Annotated in this window: 18 protein-coding genes; 2 read left to right on the top strand and 16 right to left on the bottom strand. The window is 49.8% G+C overall.

What is annotated here, in order from left to right; genetic code table 11:
• The first annotated feature begins 222 nt into the window (after window positions 1-222).
• Together V7D78_RS06865 and V7D78_RS06860 are read left to right on the top strand one after the other, a co-directional pair.
• A complete protein-coding gene (locus V7D78_RS06865) occupies window positions 223-1188 on the top strand; it encodes an integron integrase (RefSeq protein ID WP_333607699.1) in 966 nt (321 codons plus the stop codon).
• 55 nt (window positions 1189-1243) lie between these two features.
• Window positions 1244-1510 carry a DUF2442 domain-containing protein gene (locus tag V7D78_RS06860; RefSeq protein WP_333607698.1) on the top strand — a complete coding sequence of 89 codons (267 nt, stop codon included), beginning with the start codon at window positions 1244-1246 and terminating at the stop codon, window positions 1508-1510.
• A gap of 62 nt (window positions 1511-1572) precedes the next feature.
• On the opposite strand, the gene prpF is transcribed toward V7D78_RS06860, so the two are convergent.
• The 16 genes from prpF to V7D78_RS06780 all read right to left on the bottom strand — a co-directional run bounded on the left by prpF (window position 1573) and on the right by V7D78_RS06780 (window position 18385).
• Window positions 1573-2760 carry a 2-methylaconitate cis-trans isomerase PrpF gene (gene prpF / locus V7D78_RS06855; protein ID WP_333607697.1) on the bottom strand — a complete coding sequence of 396 codons (1188 nt, stop codon included), beginning with the start codon at window positions 2758-2760 and terminating at the stop codon, window positions 1573-1575.
• A 457-nt stretch (window positions 2761-3217) separates the two neighbouring features.
• Window positions 3218-5803: a Fe/S-dependent 2-methylisocitrate dehydratase AcnD gene (gene acnD / locus V7D78_RS06850; protein ID WP_333607696.1), complete on the bottom strand. Its 2586-nt coding sequence runs from the start codon at window positions 5801-5803 to the stop codon at window positions 3218-3220.
• Between the two features lie 194 nt (window positions 5804-5997).
• A complete protein-coding gene (prpC, locus tag V7D78_RS06845) occupies window positions 5998-7125 on the bottom strand; it encodes a bifunctional 2-methylcitrate synthase/citrate synthase (protein ID WP_333607695.1) in 1128 nt (375 codons plus the stop codon).
• 74 nt (window positions 7126-7199) lie between these two features.
• Window positions 7200-8090 (bottom strand): methylisocitrate lyase, encoded by an 891-nt coding sequence (gene prpB, locus V7D78_RS06840; RefSeq protein ID WP_333607694.1) that lies wholly within the window; start codon window positions 8088-8090, stop codon window positions 7200-7202.
• Between the two features lies 1 nt (window position 8091).
• Window positions 8092-8787, bottom strand: coding sequence for a GntR family transcriptional regulator (locus V7D78_RS06835; protein ID WP_333607693.1), 696 nt, complete (start codon window positions 8785-8787; stop codon window positions 8092-8094).
• Window positions 8788-9283: 496 nt separating this feature from the next.
• Window positions 9284-10072: a TatD family hydrolase gene (locus tag V7D78_RS06830; protein ID WP_333607692.1), complete on the bottom strand. Its 789-nt coding sequence runs from the start codon at window positions 10070-10072 to the stop codon at window positions 9284-9286.
• A 53-nt stretch (window positions 10073-10125) separates the two neighbouring features.
• Window positions 10126-10452: a PilZ domain-containing protein gene (locus V7D78_RS06825; protein WP_333607691.1), complete on the bottom strand. Its 327-nt coding sequence runs from the start codon at window positions 10450-10452 to the stop codon at window positions 10126-10128.
• Window positions 10453-11403: a DNA polymerase III subunit delta' gene (gene holB, locus V7D78_RS06820; protein ID WP_333607690.1), complete on the bottom strand. Its 951-nt coding sequence runs from the start codon at window positions 11401-11403 to the stop codon at window positions 10453-10455.
• A complete protein-coding gene (tmk, locus tag V7D78_RS06815; RefSeq protein WP_333607689.1) occupies window positions 11403-12050 on the bottom strand; it encodes a dTMP kinase in 648 nt (215 codons plus the stop codon). Before tmk ends, holB begins: the two co-directional genes overlap by 1 nt.
• Window positions 12034-13092: an endolytic transglycosylase MltG gene (gene mltG, locus V7D78_RS06810; RefSeq protein WP_333607688.1), complete on the bottom strand. Its 1059-nt coding sequence runs from the start codon at window positions 13090-13092 to the stop codon at window positions 12034-12036. The genes tmk and mltG overlap by 17 nt, the downstream gene beginning before the upstream one ends.
• Window positions 13086-13883: an aminodeoxychorismate lyase gene (gene pabC / locus V7D78_RS06805; RefSeq protein WP_333607687.1), complete on the bottom strand. Its 798-nt coding sequence runs from the start codon at window positions 13881-13883 to the stop codon at window positions 13086-13088. Before pabC ends, mltG begins: the two co-directional genes overlap by 7 nt.
• Before the next feature lie 91 nt (window positions 13884-13974).
• Entirely contained in the window at window positions 13975-15213 is a 1239-nt protein-coding gene (fabF, locus tag V7D78_RS06800; protein WP_333607686.1) for a beta-ketoacyl-ACP synthase II, read from the bottom strand.
• 81 nt (window positions 15214-15294) lie between these two features.
• The gene (acpP, locus tag V7D78_RS06795) at window positions 15295-15531 is read right to left on the bottom strand and encodes an acyl carrier protein (protein WP_333607685.1); all 237 of its coding nucleotides are present in this window, start codon (window positions 15529-15531) and stop codon (window positions 15295-15297) included.
• A 127-nt stretch (window positions 15532-15658) separates the two neighbouring features.
• Entirely contained in the window at window positions 15659-16405 is a 747-nt protein-coding gene (gene fabG / locus V7D78_RS06790) for a 3-oxoacyl-ACP reductase FabG (RefSeq protein ID WP_333607684.1), read from the bottom strand.
• Window positions 16406-16415: 10 nt separating this feature from the next.
• On the bottom strand, window positions 16416-17351 hold the full coding sequence (fabD, locus tag V7D78_RS06785) for an ACP S-malonyltransferase (protein WP_333607683.1): 936 nt from the start codon (window positions 17349-17351) through the stop codon (window positions 16416-16418).
• Between the two features lie 74 nt (window positions 17352-17425).
• The gene (locus V7D78_RS06780) at window positions 17426-18385 is read right to left on the bottom strand and encodes a beta-ketoacyl-ACP synthase III (RefSeq protein ID WP_333607682.1); all 960 of its coding nucleotides are present in this window, start codon (window positions 18383-18385) and stop codon (window positions 17426-17428) included.

Genomic DNA, 18385 nt, shown 5'->3' with positions numbered 1-18385 from the left:
TAACAGCTTATTCAAAGGATCTGTACCCGCAAGTTGCAGGCAGAACTTCCTCTGAGTTTTTTTATTACCTGAGTCTATTCTTACAGCTTAATGTAAATCAAGCATTTTTTTCTTGTACTACTTTTTGTTGCCGCAAAGTACAAGATTAAAGCCCGCGAGATGTTGAAAAAAAACTCAAACCAAACTACTGTATATATAAACAGATAAAGTGTTGAGGGTATTATGGCCTCTGTGTTTCTAAATTTTATCCGTGAGTTTATGACAGCGCGCCGGTATGCCAGGCGCACAATTGACACTTACGAATACTGGATCCGCTTCTACATTTTATACCATGCTAAAAAACACCCAGCAGAAATGGCCGAGCCAGAAGTAGAACAGTTTTTGTCTTATTTAACTAATAACCGAAATGTTGCCGTTAAAACCCAAGCTACCGCTTTAAATGCTCTGGTTTTTTTGTACCGTCATATTGTTAATAGACAACTGTCTTTAGAGATGAATTTTAATAAGTCTCAAGTGGCTGCTAAATTACCTGTGGTGCTTACTCGTGAAGAAATGCAACGTTTGCTATTGGCGGTAGATCCCAAATACAAGCTTATTACTCAGCTACTGTATGGTAGTGGTTTGCGCTTAATGGAAGCCGTAAGGTTGCGGGTAAAAGATGTCGATTACGACTATATATCACTGATGATTTGGCAGGGAAAAGGTAATAAAAACCGCCGCGTCACCTTAGCACCCGAACTACTGCCGTTGCTTCGTCGCCAAAGTCACCTGGTGCATGACTACTGGCAACGAGACAAAATCGCACCCGACTATGCTGGTGTCTGGCTACCAAACGCTCTGGCCAGAAAATATCCCTCGGCACCCAATGAAATAGGTTGGCAATACTTGTTCCCCTCTAACCAGCTTAGTATTGATCCTGAAATCAAAAAAGTGCGCCGCCACCATATTGATGAAACAACAGTTCGTAAAGCGGTTAAACAGGCAGCACAGCTGGCGAAAATTCAAAAGCAAGTAACCTGCCACACCTTAAGACATAGCTTCGCCACTCACTTACTGGAAGCGGGTGCTGATATCCGCACCGTACAAGAGCAGCTTGGCCATAGCGATGTGCGTACCACGCAAATTTATACCCATGTGCTGAAGCATGGCGTCAGTGGTGTGAAAAGCCCATTGTCGCAGTTGTTTTAGGTAAAAACAGATAGAGTTCGCTATAATTTAGCCACCAGCAGTAAACGGAATAAACATGCAGCCATCAGTCAAAAAGGTCACCGCTTTTGAAAATTATCTGCTGTCCGTGGAGTTTTCAAATGGCGAGTATGGCATCTTAGATATGAAGCCTTACCTTGATTTTGGTGTGTTCAAACGACTCAAAGAACCAGGTGCATTTCAGCAAGCGTTCGTATCTTTTGATACCATTGAATGGCAGGCGGGAGTCGATCTTGCCCCAGAGTTTGTGTACAGCAAGTGCCAACGCGCAACCATACAACCCAAACTCACCGTAAACAGCTGAACTTTCTTAGTACTCACATGAAAAAGGCGCCGCAGCGCCTTTTTTACTCAGAACAACATAGATCAGAAACAATCGCCCGGCACCCGTACCCAACCTTCCATTAGTACCCGCGCGCTGCGGCTCATAATGGCTTTGGTCACTGTCCACTCACCATTGAGTAGCTGTGCTGCTGCGCCGACACACAAAGTGCCGGATGGATGACCAAAGCGCACCGCTTCGCGTGCGACACCACCGGCGGCTAAATTAACCAGCGTACCGGGTATCGCCGCAGCTGTGCAAATGGCCACTGCCGCCGTGCCCATCATCGCATGGTGTAATTTCCCCATGGATAGGGCCCGAACCAGCAAGTCAATCTCACTGGCATTTACCGCTTTACCGCTGGACGACAAATAGCTTTGCGCTGGCGCCACAAACGCCACTTTTGGCGTATGAGCCCGGGCGGCTGCTTCACTGATGTCGCTTATCAAGCCCATCTTAACTGCGCCATAGGCACGGATGCTTTCAAAGCGGCTCAGCGCTGCAGCATCGCCATTAATGGCGTCTTGCAGCTCGGTTCCGGTATAACCAATATCGGCGGCATTAACAAAAATAGTGGGGATGCCGGCGTTAATTAAGGTGGCTTTAAAGGTGCCCAAGCCTGGCACCTCTAACTCATCAACCACATTTCCGGTGGGGAACATGGCGCCGCCACCCTCGCCTGCATCAGCGGCCGGGTTTAAAAACTCAATGGCCACTTCGGCGGCAGCAAAGGTAACACCATCCAGTTCAAAGTCACCGGTTTCCTGTACCTCACCATGGGTTATCGGCACATGGGCAATAATGGTTTTATGGATATTGGCCTGCCAGATGCGCACCGTACATATGCCGTTTTGCGGTATGCGCTCGGCAGCCACCAGGCCATTACTGATAGCAAAGGAGCCAACCGCTGCCGTTAAGTTGCCGCAGTTGCCGCTCCAGTCAATAAAGGGCTTGTCTATGGCCACCTGACCAAACAGGTAATCGACATCGTGATCGGCCTGGCTGCTTTTGCTTAAAATCACCGTTTTACTGGTGCTCGACGTTGCCCCGCCCATGCCATCGGTATGTTTGCCGTAAGGATCGGGGCTGCCAATCACCCGCAGCAGCAAGTTGTCTCGCGCTGTGCCTGGCTCTTGTGCAGCCTTGGGTAGATCGTCCAGTTTAAAGAACACGCCTTTTGAGGTTCCGCCACGCATATAGGTAGCAGGGATCTTAATTTGTGGTGCAAACATTTAACCTCCTACAGCGAAATAAGCGGAACCTCGGCGGTAGAGGGAACTACCGCCAGGCACGGCAGTGCCTGCGAGCAAGGAAAAATCGCATTTTTCCGCAGCGAAAGGAGAAAGTTGCAGGAGCAACTGTCTCCTATAAACAGTATTACCGCCACGCATATAGGTGGCGGGGATTTTTATCTGTGGAACTGTCATAGTTGTTACCCAATGAAGTTTATGTTCATCGCGTGGAGTACGAGCCGATTTAAGCTGAACTTGATAGCGAAGGTTGGAACCCCCGAAAAGTCGACACAGAGTGTCTGAACGAGCGCGCCAGCAGCGACGTGACAAATTCGTCTGGAACGAATTTGAACAGCCTCTGGCTGGCCTCCGGCGATGGGCAGGATTGACCAGCGTAATTGCTGTGGCGAGCTTTTCGGGGAGTTGCAACCGAAGCTAAACAAAATCACCTCAACAGTTACACCGCACCCTGCAAAAAATCCTGCGCGAAACGCTGCAGCACACCGCCGGCTTCATAAATCGACAACTCTTCTGCCGTATCTAAGCGGCACATCACCGGTACTTCCAGCTTCTCGCCATTAGTGCGCTGAATCACCAGCGTTAAGGTACTGCGTGGCGTGCGCTCACCCACCACGTCGTAGATTTCAGTGCCATCTAACTGCAAGGTGTTACGGTTAGTGCCCGGCATAAACTCCAGCGGCAATACCCCCATACCCACCAGGTTAGTGCGGTGAATACGCTCAAAGCCCTCAGCGACAATGGCTTCAACCCCGGCTAAACGTACGCCCTTGGCTGCCCAGTCCCGCGACGAGCCCTGACCATAATCCGCACCGGCGACAATAATCAACGGCTGCATGCGCTGCATATAGGTTTCAATGGCTTCCCACATGCGGGTGACCTTACTCTCTGGCTCCAGCCGGGTTAATGAACCTTGTTTTACCTTACCATCCACTACCGCCATTTCGTTAATCAGCTTAGGGTTAGCAAAGGTCGCACGCTGTGCCGTTAAATGGTCACCGCGGTGCGTGGCGTAAGAGTTAAAATCTTCCTCCGGCAGGCCCATTTTATGCAAATACTCACCGGCGGCACTGTCGAGCATAATCGCGTTCGACGGTGATAAATGGTCGGTAGTAATGTTGTCGGGTAATATCGCCAGCGGCCGCATGCCGGTTAAGCTGCGCTCACCGGCCAATGCCCCTTCCCAATAAGGCGGGCGGCGGATATAAGTACTTTGTGGCCGCCAGTCGTACAGCGGCGTCACTTTATCGCCATAGTCCACATCTACTGCAAACATCGGCTCGTACACTTTACGGAACTGCTCGGGTTTCACGCTTTTCGCCACTACCGCATCAATTTCAGCATCATCCGGCCAGATATCCTTTAAGGTAATGGCCTTGCCGTCGTGATAGCCCAGTACGTCTTTTTCAATATCAAAACGGATAGTACCGGCAATAGCGTAAGCCACGACTAAGGCAGGCGAGGCTAAAAAGGCCTGCTTGGCATAAGGGTGGATACGACCGTCAAAGTTGCGGTTACCCGACAACACCGCCGTGGCGTAAAGGTCGCGCTCAATCACTTCTTGTTGGATCACCGGATCCAGGGCGCCGCTCATGCCATTACAGGTGGTACAGGCAAAACCGACAATGCCAAAGCCTAATTGCTCCAGCTCAGACAGTAAATTGCCCTCTTCTAAATACAACTGCACCGCTTTAGAGCCTGGCGCCAGCGAGGTTTTTACCCAGGGTTTGCGGCTTAAACCCAGCTTATTGGCATTACGCGCCAATAACGCAGCCGCGATCACATTGCGCGGGTTAGAGGTATTAGTACAGCTGGTAATAGCGGCGATAATCACCGCGCCATCGGGCATCTTGCCCGCTTCAATGTCATATTTGCCGGCAATGCCTTTGGCGGTTAGATCGCTGGTAGACAAGCGGGCATGCGGATTCGACGGGCCCGCCATAGTGCGGCCAACACTGGATAAATCAAAACGTAACACGCGCTCGTACTCAGCCGTTTTTAAGCTGTCAGACCAAAGCCCGGCGGTTTTCGCATAGGTTTCTACCAGTTTAACCTGAGCCGGCTCGCGGCCAGTCAGGGTTAAATAGTCCAGCGTTTGCTGATCAATCGAAAACATCGCTGCGGTAGCACCGTATTCTGGTGTCATATTAGATATAGTGGCTCGGTCACCCAAACTCAGGCTATCGGCACCCTCACCATAAAACTCCAGATAGGCAGACACCACTTTTTCTTTGCGCAAAAACTCAGTTAACGCCAACACGATATCGGTCGCCATAATGCCAGGCTGCGCTTTGCCGGTCAGCTCAACGCCAATAATATCGGGCAGGCGCATCCAGCTGGCACGGCCCAGCATCACGCTTTCGGCTTCTAAGCCGCCGACACCAATGGCAATGACGCCCAGCGCATCAACGTGCGGCGTATGGCTGTCGGTACCTACCAAAGTATCCGGGAATGCCACACCGTCTTTAGCATGGATCACCGGCGACATCCGCTCTAAGTTAATCTGGTGCATAATGCCGTTACCCGGAGGGATCACATCGACATTTTTAAAGGCTTTTTTGGTCCAGTTAATAAAGTGGAAGCGATCGTCATTGCGCCTGTCTTCAATAGCGCGGTTTTTATCAAAGGCATCGGGGTCAAAACCAGCATGCTCTACCGCCAGTGAGTGGTCGACAATCAGCTGGGTAGGCACTACGGGGTTGACCTTGGCCGGATCGCCGCCTTTTTCGGCAATGGCATCACGCAGGCCGGCTAAATCGACTAATGCGGTCTGGCCTAAGATGTCATGACACACTACGCGGGCCGGGTACCACGGAAAATCTAGATCGCGCTTGCGGTAAATCAGCTGCTTTAAGGCATCGGTTAACATCGCCGGGTCGCAACGGCGCACTAAGTTTTCAGCATGCACTCTTGAGGTGTAAGGCAGTTTGGCATAGGCACCTGGCTCTATGGCATCCACGGCGGCCTGAGTATCAAAATACTCCAGGTTGGTGCCGGGCAGTTTTTTACGATAGTCACTGTTCATTTTAGTTACCTGTCTGTCTTGATTGTGCCGGCATATCGGATTTACGCTCAAACCGGTTTGACCACACCAACACGCCGTAAACCCATCCATGGGGGCTCGATTCCGCCCATCCAGGGCTGCAACGGTTGGCTTAGGCCAAACCGGTTTGGCTTTATCACCTTAGGTGTAACCTAAGATTTAACTTCGGCAATGTCTTACCGCTCGCCAATCGGCTTAACACTCCGCGGCTCCACACCCACGTAATCTGCACTAGGCCGGATAATACGGTTATCTGCACGCTGCTCCATCACATGCGCAGCCCAGCCAGTTAAGCGGCTACAGACAAAAATCGGCGTAAACAACTTGGTTGGAATACCCATGTAGTTATAAGCAGAAGCATGAAAGAAGTCGGCATTACAAAACAGCTTCTTCTCGCGCCACATTACCGCTTCACAGCGCTCAGACACATCATATAAACGGGTGTCGCCATTGGCTTTTGCTAACTTTTCAGACCAGGCTTTAATCACTGCGTTACGCGGATCTGACTCAGAATAGACCGCATGGCCAAAGCCCATGATTTTTTCTTTGCGCTGCAGCATACCCAGCAATTTTTGCTCGGCATCATCCGGGTTTTGCATGTTTTCAATTAATTCCATCGCTGCTTCATTAGCACCGCCGTGCAGCGGGCCGCGCAGTGAGCCAATGGCACCGGTAACACAAGAATGCATATCACTCAGGGTAGAGGCACAAACCCGGGCAGTAAAGGTAGAGGCATTAAACTCATGCTCAGCGTATAAAATCAGTGAGGCTTCCATCACCTGTACATGCAGTGCACTGGGCTTTTCGCCATGCAAGGTCCACAAAAACTGCTCAGCGGTTGAGTTCGCCTCGGTTTCAACCTCTACCCGCTTATTGTGGTGACTGTAGTTGTACCAATAGTTCACCATGCCCGGAAACAACGCCAGCATGCGGTCTGTGGCATCTTGTTGCTCAGCAAAGCTGTGCTCGGTTTCCAGGTTACCCAGCATAGAGCAGCCGGTACGCATCACATCCATCGGGTGAGCAGAGGCAGGAATACGCTCTAACACATCTTTTAATGGCTGCGGCAAGCTGCGCAGGCTTTTCAATTTGGTTTTGTAGGCACTCAGCTCAGATGCGGTAGGCAATTCACCTTTTAAAATCAGATAGGCCACTTCGTCAAATTCACACTGGGCGGCTAAGTCTTTCACATCGTAACCTCTATAGGTTAAGCCCGAACCGGTTTTACCCACAGTGGATAAGGCCGTTTTGCCTGCTACCTGGCCGCGCAGGCCGGCACCGGTGAGTTGTTTTGCATTTGCCATGGTGTTGCTCCCTGATCTGTTGATTCGTAAAATTCGTCTGTTAGTTGCAATACTGTTCTGTGATAAAGAGCGGCTTATTTGTTTTTGCCGTCAGTAAACAGCGCATCCAGTTTTTGCTCAAAGCTGTGATAATTCAAAAAGTCGTATAACTCAGCCCGGGTTTGCATGCTATCGACCACGGCTTTCTGATCGCCATTGTCCAGAATAGATTGATATACATTCAACGCGGCCTTATTCATTGCCCTAAAGGCACTGAGCGGATACAGCACCATCGCCACCCCAACACTGGCCAGCTCGGCTTTATTAAATAGTGGCGTTTGGCCAAACTCGGTAATATTGGCTAGTACCGGCACCTTTAATACCTGAGTAAAGGCCTGATACTGCTCCAGCGTATGCACCGCTTCGGCGAAAATGGCATCAGCACCGGCAGCTTCACAAGCCAGTGCCCGCTCCATTGCCGCTTCTAAGCCTTGCTGTGCTAAGGCATCAGTGCGCGCCATAATAAAAAAGCTTTCATCGGTACGGGCATCAACACTGGCTTTTACCCGGTCAACCATTTCATTTAACGACACGATTTCTTTGTTTGGGCGGTGGCCACAGCGCTTTTGCGCCACCTGATCTTCAATATGAAAACCGGCAGCCCCGGCACGGCTCATTTCTTTAACGGTACGGGCAATATTAAAAGCCCCACCCCAGCCCGTATCGGCATCTACTAACAACGGTACACTGCTGGCCCCGGTAATACGGCGGATGTCTTCGCAGACATCGTTTAGCGAGGTCATGCCTAAATCCGGCAAACCAAAAGAGGCATTCGCCACACCGGCACCAGATAAATAAATAGCCTGATGACCACAACGCTCAGCCATCATGGCCGTGTAAGCATTAACAGTGCCCACTATCTGTAACGGTTGGTTTGCAGTAATAGCGGCGCGAAATTTGGCACCGGCGGTAAGTGTGTTTGCCATATCAGGTTCCCATTTGTTCAAGTTGAAGTTCGATGTTACGCCGCGATGCAGCTATATGGCGGCGCATAAGTAAGTCGGCCAGCTCACCGTCACGGTTGGCAATGGCATTAATAATAGCTTTATGCTCGTCAAACGCACGCGACACCCGTGGCCCGTTCATCCCCAGCTGCACCCGGTACATCCGTACCAGGTAATAAAGCTCATCACATAAAATATTGATTAAATAACTATTTTTACTACCTAAAATCACCCGGTAATGAAAATCCAGATCGCCGGCTTCCTGGTAATAACTTTCGCCCTCGCGCACCCGTTGTGAATTAAGATGCTGATCCAGTAATTGCCGCACTTCAGCAATTTCCTCGTCAGTCATATGTTCGGCGGCTAATTTACAGGCCAAACCCTCCAGGTTTTCACGCAACTGGTACAAGGCCAGTAAGCCGGTTGTCGACAATTTCACCACGCGGGCACCGGCGTTAGGAATGCGTTCAATCAGGTGGCAACGCTCCAGCCGGGCTAAGGCTTCACGCAGAGGCGCCCGGCTTAAGTCAAAACGCCGCGCCAACTCGGGCTCACTGATTTTACTGCCGGCAGCAATATCCCCTTCAACGATAGCGCGCTGAATTTCCTGTAAAACCCGATCGGCAGCGGTGACAGGTTGCCGCAAAGCAGGGTGAGGTTGAAATGGCTTCAGTGACATGGATTGTCGACATTAATTTTCAATAAGCCTTTTTTAAGCTTAAATTTAGCTTTAGTCAAGCTAAAACAGATAACATTGTCGACATATAAGACTAAAGTTGCGCTAAAGCCAGCTGGTAGGAGCGGCCAACTGCAACACAGATATAAAATTTTTTTTAGACTTTTTTTATATATAAAACGTCGTGCAAAGTTAACAAAATTATAATAGCTGTGATTATGCAAATATGCGCAAAGCCTGAAATAATGCCGACTTTACGGCCGTTCTGGGGATAAGCTGGGCATAAAGTGGGTATAAACTGGGGAAAAGCCGGGATAGAATTGTCGATATAAGCGGTGGCAATTCGCAGTAAGCAGATCGCAAAATAACAATCTTTAGCTACACTTCATCTTACCTTTAGTAAATCCTGTTTTTCGATAGCGCACGGCTCATTCCCTATGAGCCATTCCCCTAGGCCCAGAACAATTCGGATTGGTTCTGGGCTTCTTTTATCTATAAATCAATTAATTACAGTACGAGGGCAGCGGCTGAACAAGCGGTAAAAATTATCCGTGGTTTGCGTTGCCAACTGTGCTAAAGGCAGTGATCTAAGCTCGCTGATGGCTTTAGCCACCGCTGTAACATAAGCCGGTTGGTTGGTTTTGCCCCTGAACGGCACCGGCGCTAAGTAAGGTGCGTCGGTTTCAATTAACAAACGATCAAGCGGCAGTTTTTTCACTACAGCACGTAATTCATCGGCATTGCGAAAAGTCATAATGCCGGAAATAGAAATATAAAAGCCTAAATCCAGAGCGGCTTTGGCCATTTCATAGTTTTCAGTAAAGCAATGCAGCACGCCGCCAGCGTCCTGAGCCTGATGCGCTTTCATCAGGGCAATGGTATCAGCGCGGGCATCACGGGTATGAATAATAACAGGTTTATTGACCTGACGTGCCACCTCTATGTGGCCGACAAAAGCAGCTTGTTGCGCCAGTTTTGACTCAGGCGCATAAAAATAGTCCAGCCCGGTTTCGCCCACGGCCACCACATCCGCGCGCTGACACAGACTGAGTAATTGCTCGGCGTCTACCACGCCTTGCTGGTGCAACGGATGCTCTCCACAAGACACTGACACCTGCGGGTAAGGAGCAACCAGCGCTGCCATCTCGGTAAATTCGGCCAGACTTACCGACACACATAACAGGTGTTCAATCTGCTGAGCAAAGGCGTTGTCTAACACCTGTGGCAGGGTTAACCCCAATTTATCCAGTTCCAGCCGGTCTAAATGACAATGCGAATCAACGAACACCCTAACCTCTTATTCTCAGTGACTACACTAGTTAGCTAATCAGCCACACTCTACTACATGGTATGCGTAGGCTCGGTGGAATTTTGCATACCACCCAGCAGTTTTTCAATTTTAGACACAAGGCCATTTTTATCGTCAATAAAGGCTAAACCAATACCTGCCGGGTTAGCACTTTGCGCACCCAAAGGCGCAATCCAGGCCACTTTGCCCGATACCAGCATTGGCTCCAAAGAGTCAGGCAAGGTGACACTTAACGCCAAACTTTGCCCCATCTTATAGTGCCTCGCGGTACGGACAAACAAACCGCCGGTTTTTAAAAATGGCATATAACAGCGATAGAGTTCTTTATTATCACTAAATCCGATAGACAGCTCTTCCATTTAGCCTCCTGCAGTTGCTAGCAACTGGCGCAGTTTTACCAACCAAGCCGATAACATAAGAGCTTTATTTTGCCCTAAAATCTGTTTCTCGTCACGACACCATTGCTGGTAGCGCTGAATTAATGCTTGTTGCCGTTCAAACTGCCCGGCAACCCGTCCATTGTTAAGCTGTTGCTGTACCAGCAATCCAAAGATGCTAGTAAGATTTTCAGCTTTTTCCAGCGTTTTCAGCAATTCTGGCAAGCTTAGCTCCCCGTTGATATAGGCCTGTAACTGGCTAAACTGCTGGATAATGGTTTCCAGCTGACCAGATTGCACTAACTGCAGGGCTCTGAGCGGCGCTCCGCCACTATAAGCCCCCAGCCAGTCAGGTAAGGTTTTATCAGTGGTTTGCTGCAACCAGGCTTGTAGTGCTGGCTCCGTTAAAGGCGCTATGCGCCATTGCTGGCAGCGGCTTAAAATGGTTGGCTTTAACTGCGTAGGTGCAGCACTAAGCAATAATAAGTAGCAGCCAGCGGGGGGCTCTTCCAGGGTCTTGAGCAAGGCATTGGCGGCCGCTTCGGTCATTTTTTCGCAGTCAGCTAACAGTATCACTCTGGCGCCAGCTTGTTGCGCTGTACCCTGGGTAAACTCGGTCAGCGCACGTATATCATCCACCCCAATACTAGTGCCATTCGTTGCCCTGAGCTGACGCAAATCAGGATGATTACCCGCCAGGCGTAATAAGCAGCTTTTACACTGGCCACAAGCCTTATTGCCATGGGGTGTTTTACATAACAAAAACTGCGCCAGTGCCATGGCTAGCCGTGCCTTGCCCACACCAGCCGGGCCGCTCAGCAGTATCGCATGCGCCAGGCTCTGGCTTTGTGCTAAAGAGGTTAGCTGCCCTAAAGGCGCCTCCAGCCAATAGCAGCTTTGTATGCTGCAGTCATCTGCTCCGGGTTCAGTCATTACAACTGGCCTGCCGCTAATGCTTTGTCTAACGCTTGTAAAATAGCTGCCTGCACTTGTGGCAATGGCTGTGAGGCATCTATGGTCACGATAGCAGGTTCCGTCGCCGCTAATTGCTGATAACGTAAGCGCGTGCGTTGAAAAAACGCCAGTTGCTCTTGTTCAATTCTATCCAATTCACCACGCTGCGCCGCCCGGGCTAAGCCCAGCGCCGGGTCAATATCCAAATACAGGGTGAAATCGGGTCTGGTGTCGCCTAATACGGCCAGTCGGATGGCATCTATCAGTTTATCATCCAGTTGCCTGCCGCCGCCCTGATAAGCACGCGAAGATAAGTCATGTCTGTCGGCTAATACCCAGTGGCCATTTGATAGTGCCGGGCGGATCACATTGCTTACCAATTGCACCCGCGCGGCATACATTAATAATAATTCGGTTTCAGCAGCCAGCTGCTCGCTGGCATCAACTTGTTTTACCAACGTTCTGAGCTTTTCTGCTAAAGGGGTGCCACCGGGCTCACGTGTGCAGACGACACTGGCGCCTTGTTGCTCTAACCACTGTTTAATTGTAGCAATGGCACTGCTTTTTCCCGCGCCTTCCAGCCCTTCAACTACAATAAACTTACCGGCATTACTGTGTTTGTCCAAGAATATACTTCCTTACTGCCGCATTGTGTTGCTGCAATGTCGTTGAAAAATGATGTGAGCCATCGCCGCGGCTGACAAAATAATAATAGTCACTGACATCTGGCTGTGCGGCGGCTCTTATCGAGCTGGCACCGACTAGTGAAATAGGGCCAGGTGGCAAGCCATGATGGCGGTAAGTATTATAAGGATGCGGATTATTCAAATTAGCCCGGGTTATCCGGCCGCTGTAATCGGTTAAACCATAAATTACTGTCGGATCGGTTTGCAGGCGCATATTGCTGTTTAAGCGATTCACAAACACCGAGCTTATCAGGCCTTTCTCTGCGTCATGACCACTTTCTTTTTCAATCAGAGACGCCATGATCAGCAGCTGATATTTGTTTTGCAGCGGTAACAGTGGATCGCGCTGCTGCCATAGCTGCTCCAGCCGCTGCAGTAACGCCTGATGTGCCCGGCTTAATAATACGCTGGCACGGGTATTGGCCGTAAAAAAGTAGGTATCTGGAAATATCCGCCCCTCTAAGCGTTGCCAACTGCTAAAGGCACTATTACTGCTATCTGCTGCAACATCATAATGTGCCGGCCCCCAGTCTGACGGCCACTGCAATAACGCGGCTAACTGCTCTGGCGCAGTGATATCCTGCTGTAAATAGGGTTGTTGCGCTACACGATCCAGGCTCTGCTGTAGTGTTTCCCCTTCAATAAAGGTAATACTGAACTGCGCAACCTGGCCTTGTCGAAACAACTGCAGCACCTGAAGCAGTGAGGCTTGTGCTGGCAAACGGTATACCCCTTGCTGTAACTGACTCAGCTGTGGGTAAAATTTTAAATAGCCGCGCAGCAACAGGCAATCGGCAGCCGCCAATTGCTGCTCACGTTGCCATTGCCGGCATAAACTTTGTGCACTGCGCCCGGCAGTAAGCTCAAACAGCGGCTCGGTAAAAGTGAGCTGCGCCTGTGTTAACCGTTGCTCAGCCTGCTGCCAGGCTAACCAGGCGCCAAGCATGAATAACAGCAACAGTAAAAGTAGTTTTTTTAACATAACAACCCATGTTGTAGTTGCCTTGCTAATACCAGATTAAGCGGCCGGCCAGCGAGTTCTCTGACCGGCACCGCTTGCATCAATGCATTGGTCAACACCATCGCTTCTATCTCTGGCAATGCACTAAGCGGGCAATCTGCTTGCACTATCTCCGGCCGGCAAGTTAACAATTGCTGGCGCATCACCCCTGCGACGCCAGCGCGGTCTAACATCGGCGTTTGCCAACGGCCCTGCCAATAAATAAACACATTGGATGCCGTCGCTTCGGTAATAAAACCTTGTTGATCAGCTACCAGCAGCTCATCGGTATCGGCTAGCGCCAGCTCTTGTTTTAATAACACCTGCTCCAGCCGGTTATTATGTTTTAAACCGGCTAAGCGTGGCTGCACCGATAAACGCAGCTCAGCCAGCTTGAGCCGCACCCCTTGTTGCTTCCACTGCTGATAATCCGGCATGTGTGCCTGACTGATATACACCTGACTGCGCATCGACGGATCGGGACTATAACCCCTGCCCCCCAGGCCACGGGATATCACCACTTTAATGACGTTGTCCGCGGCTGTCACCAGACTATTTACTGCCTGCTCAAGCGCTAGCCAATCCGGTTCAGCAAAGCCTAACTGCCGCACCGAGCATTGTAAGCGCGCCAGATGCAAAGGCCATAGCTGAGCCACACCAGCACGAACAGCTATAGTGGTAAAGACGGCATCGCCGTAGTTAAAGCTGCGATCGTTAGCGCTGATCTGGCCGGTAGCATCGGCTGGAATAATCTGTATAGCGTGTTTGGGCACAAGCGGGTACTGTTTAGCAAATAAGGCTGAGTATGCCTTAAATAGCAGCTAAAACAAAGGCTACCTGAAGTAGCCTTTGTTTTTGTTGAAGTTATATCTTTTTAAATAAGATCGAGCCGTTAGTACCACCAAAACCGAAGGAGTTACACAGCGCATACTCGAGTTTGGCCTGGCGTGCTTCATGCGGCACATAGTCCAAATCACAGCCTTCGCTGGGGTTATCCAGGTTAATGGTCGGCGTTACCAGCTGATCCTGCAGCGATAACACGGTAATGATCGACTCTACTGAACCGGCGGCACCTAACAAATGACCAATCATCGATTTCGACGAGCTGACCATCAGCTTATCCAGATTGTTGCTAAACACTGACTTAATCGCCATGGTTTCCGCAATATCACCGGCCGGTGTTGAGGTACCGTGCGCATTAATATACTGCACCTGCTCCGGGTTAACGCCAGCATCTTTAAGAGCATTCTTCATAGCCAAAGCTGCACCAGCGCCGTTCTCTGGAGGAGAGGTCATATGATAGGCATCGCCGCTCATACCAAAACCGACCAGTTCTGCATAGATTTTGGCACCGCGCGCTTTCGCATGCTCGTATTCTTCAATGACCATGACACCGGCACCATCACCCAGTACAAAACCATCACGGTCTTTATCCCAGGGGCGGCTGGCTTGCTGTGGCGCATCATTACGGGTAGATAAAGCCCGGGCAGCACCAAAGCCGCCCATACCCATCGCCGTTGAGGCTTTTTCTGCCCCGCCGGCCACCATCACGTCGGCATCACCATAGGCTATCATCCGCGCCGCCTGACCAATATTGTGCACCCCTGTGGTACAGGCAGTAACAATACTGATATTAGGGCCTTGCAAGCCTAAAATAATCGATAACTGGCCTGCTATCATATTGATTATGGTAGAAGGCACAAAAAACGGAGACAGCCGCTTAGGGCCGCTGTTTAACATCTTGATGTGGTTTTCTTCAATCAGCCCCAGGCCACCAATGCCTGAGCCAATGGCCGCACCAATACGCGGGGCATTTTCAGCGGTGATCTCTATACCCGAGTCACGAAACGCCTGAATACCGGCTGCGACGCCGTATTGAATAAACAAATCCATTTTTTTGGCGTCTTTCGCCGGAAAAAACGGTTCTACATCAAAGTCTTTAACCAGACCGGCAAATTTGGTGGTGTAAGCACTGGTATCAAAATGCTCAATAAAGCCGATCCCGCTTTTTGCCTGCTGCAACTCCTGCCAGCTGGATGCGACATCATTGCCCAATGGCGTTAACATTCCTAAACCGGTTACCACGACACGACGTTTAGCCACCGAGTCCTCCATCTTCACAAATTTATTTTAGGCTTTAAACGAAAACGGGTAGCTGCGCTACCCGTTTTTAAAGCTGTCAGCTTATTCCGCGTGAGCGTTGATATAATCAATCGCAGACTGAACGGTAGTAATTTTTTCAGCTTCTTCGTCAGGAATTTCAGTATCGAATTCTTCTTCTAACGCCATCACTAATTCAACGGTATCCAGTGAATCCGCACCCAGGTCGTCAACGAAAGACGCTTCGTTTTTCACTTCGTCTTCTTTAACACCCAGTTGCTCAATGATGATTTTCTTAACGCGTTCTTCGATGTTGCTCATCTTTTCTTCCTTTTTCTCATATAAATCGCAACAGTTCGTGCAATTTTGTGTGGCGCTAGTTTATGCGCAAGCTTAGGTTGTTGCAAGTCATCAGATCAGCATTTTTTGCTGGTCAAACCTGCTAAGCTTACACCATATACATACCGCCGTTAACGTGAATAGTTTCACCGGTAATATAGGCTGCCTGTGCAGAAGCCAGGAAAGCTACAGTCGCTGCAATTTCATCTGGTTGTCCCAGGCGGTTAGCCGGAACCTGAGAAAAAATTGCTTGTTTTTGTTCGTCCGATAAATCTTTGGTCATATCAGTATCGATAAAACCCGGTGCTATCGCATTTACCGTAATACCACGAGAAGCCACTTCTTTCGCCAGTGACTTGGTAAAACCTAATACCCCGGCTTTAGCCGCAGCATAATTGGTCTGGCCGGCGTTGCCCATAGAGCCCACGACCGAGCCAACACTGATGATCCGGCCAAAACGCTGTTTCATCATGCCACGTAATACCGCTTTACTTAAGCGGTAAACCGAAGTCAGATTAGTTTGAATGATATCGAACCATTCGTCATCTTTCATCCGCATCAGTAAATTATCACGGGTAATACCGGCATTATTCACTAAAATATCGATTTCACCAAACTGGTTTTTAATATCGGCTAAACATTGTTCAATTGACGCGGTGTCAGTGACATTCAATACCAGGCCAACGCCTTTGTCACCCAAATATTCACTGATCGCTTTGGCACCCGACTCGCTGGTCGCGGTTCCTACTACTTTAGCATCCAGCTGAGCCAATTGCTCCGCAATAGCCCGGCCAATCCCCCGGCTAGCGCCGGTGACCAGCGCAACTTTACCTTCTAACGATATAAATGGTGTCATAGCAAATCCTTTATACGCCAGCCAGAGCACTGTCCAGTGAGGCGCCATCATTAACAGAATACGTATTCAATTCTTTATTAATACGCTTAATCAAACCGCTTAATACCTTGCCTGCACCCAGTTCAATAACCTCAGTCACGCCCTGTGCAGCTAAAAACTCAATCGTTTCTGTCCAGCGAACCGGGCTGTATAACTGGCGGATCAGCGCATCTTTAATGGCATCGGCCTCAGCTGCTGCAACCACATCCACATTATTCACTACCGGTATGACGGCAGTATTAAAGGGTAACCGGGCTAAATCAGCTGCCAGTAGCTGTGCTGCCGGGCGCATCAGTTCACAATGCGAAGGGACACTGACCGGCAAAGGTAAGGCACGTTTAGCGCCCGCAGCTTTACACAGCTCACCGGCACGGGCCACCGCCTCTTTATGACCGGCAATGACCACCTGACCGGGAGAATTATAATTAACCGGCGAGACCACTTCACCCTGAGCAGCATCAACACAGGCTTTGGCAATAGCCGCATCGTCCAGGCCAATAATGGCTGACATAGCACCAACACCTGCGGGTACTGCCTGTTGCATGTACTGACCGCGTTTTTCAACCAGCTTGACCGCGTCAGCCAGTGACAGCACACCGGCACAGACCAGAGCCGAATACTCACCTAAGGAATGACCGGCAAAATACGCTGGCGTAGCGGCTTGCTGTTGTTGCCATAACCGCCATACCGCTACAGAAGCGGTCAGTAAAGCAGGCTGAGTGCGATGGGTTTCGTTCAATGAGGCTTCAGGGCCATTGGCAATTAACTGCCATAAATCATAGCCCAAAGCGGCAGAAGCCTCTGTAAAGGTCTGTTGCACTACCGCATGCTGCTGATATAAATCAGCCAGCATGCCGACACTTTGTGAGCCCTGCCCAGGGAATACAATAGCAAGTTTTTTAGTCATTTTTTGTCCTGCGATTTAACCCGGCTGGAGTAAACCAGCCAGAAAAATAAATACGTTAAGTACAAGGATTAACGTTAATAGCGAACCAGTGCTGATGCCCAGGCAAAACCACCACCAAAGGCTTCCAGCAATAAGGTTTGACCCCGCTGAATACGGCCATCACGAATGGCTTCATCCAGTGCGGTAGGAACGGTAGCGGCTGAGGTATTACCGTAACGGTCAAGGTTAATCACCACCTGATCCATCGACATATCGAGCTTGCGGGCTACCGCTGAAATAATCCGTAAATTAGCCTGATGCGGCACTAGCCAGTCAATTTCAGATTTGTCCATATTGTTAGCCGTCAGCGTTTGCTCTACTACCTGAGATAACTTATTGACGGCCACTTTAAATACATCATTGCCTTTCATGCTTCCCCAAGACGAATGCACTGAGCTTTCATTGCCACGGATGGGGTTGTCGACATACAAGAGTTCAGAATATTTACCGTCGGCATGAATATGAGTAGACAGAATGCCGGGTTGTTCAGAAGCTTCGATTAATACCGCACCGGCAGCATCACCAAATAAGATCACCATAGAGCGATCTTCCGGGCTGACCAATTGCGACAAACAATCTGAGCCCACCACCAGAATGCGCTTAGCCATACCACTTTTAATGTATTGATCGGCGACACTTAAGCCATAACAAAAACCAGCGCAAGCGGCGGCAATATCAAAAGCCGGAATTGCCGGGATCTCCAGCTCGCGTTGAATTTCACAAGCCGCACTGGGTAAGGCGCGGGAGGCACTGGTTGTGGCGCAGATAATCATATCAATGGTATTTTTATCAATGCCGGCTGCGTCGATAGCCTGTAAACAAGCTGCAGCACCCATGGTAGCTACTGTTTCATGTTCGCCAATAATACGTCGTTCTTTAATACCGGTACGCTCAATAATCCATTCATCGGTCGTCTCGACCATGGTTTCCAGATCGGCGTTGCTGCGGACTTGCTCCGGGAAATAACTCCCGGTACCTATAATACGTGAGTACAT

The organism is Arsukibacterium sp., from assembly GCF_036735525.1.
Lineage (GTDB): Bacteria > Pseudomonadota > Gammaproteobacteria > Enterobacterales > Alteromonadaceae > Alishewanella.
Note: the sequence above shows the minus strand (reverse complement) of the source record. Positions and strands in the feature narration are given on the sequence as shown.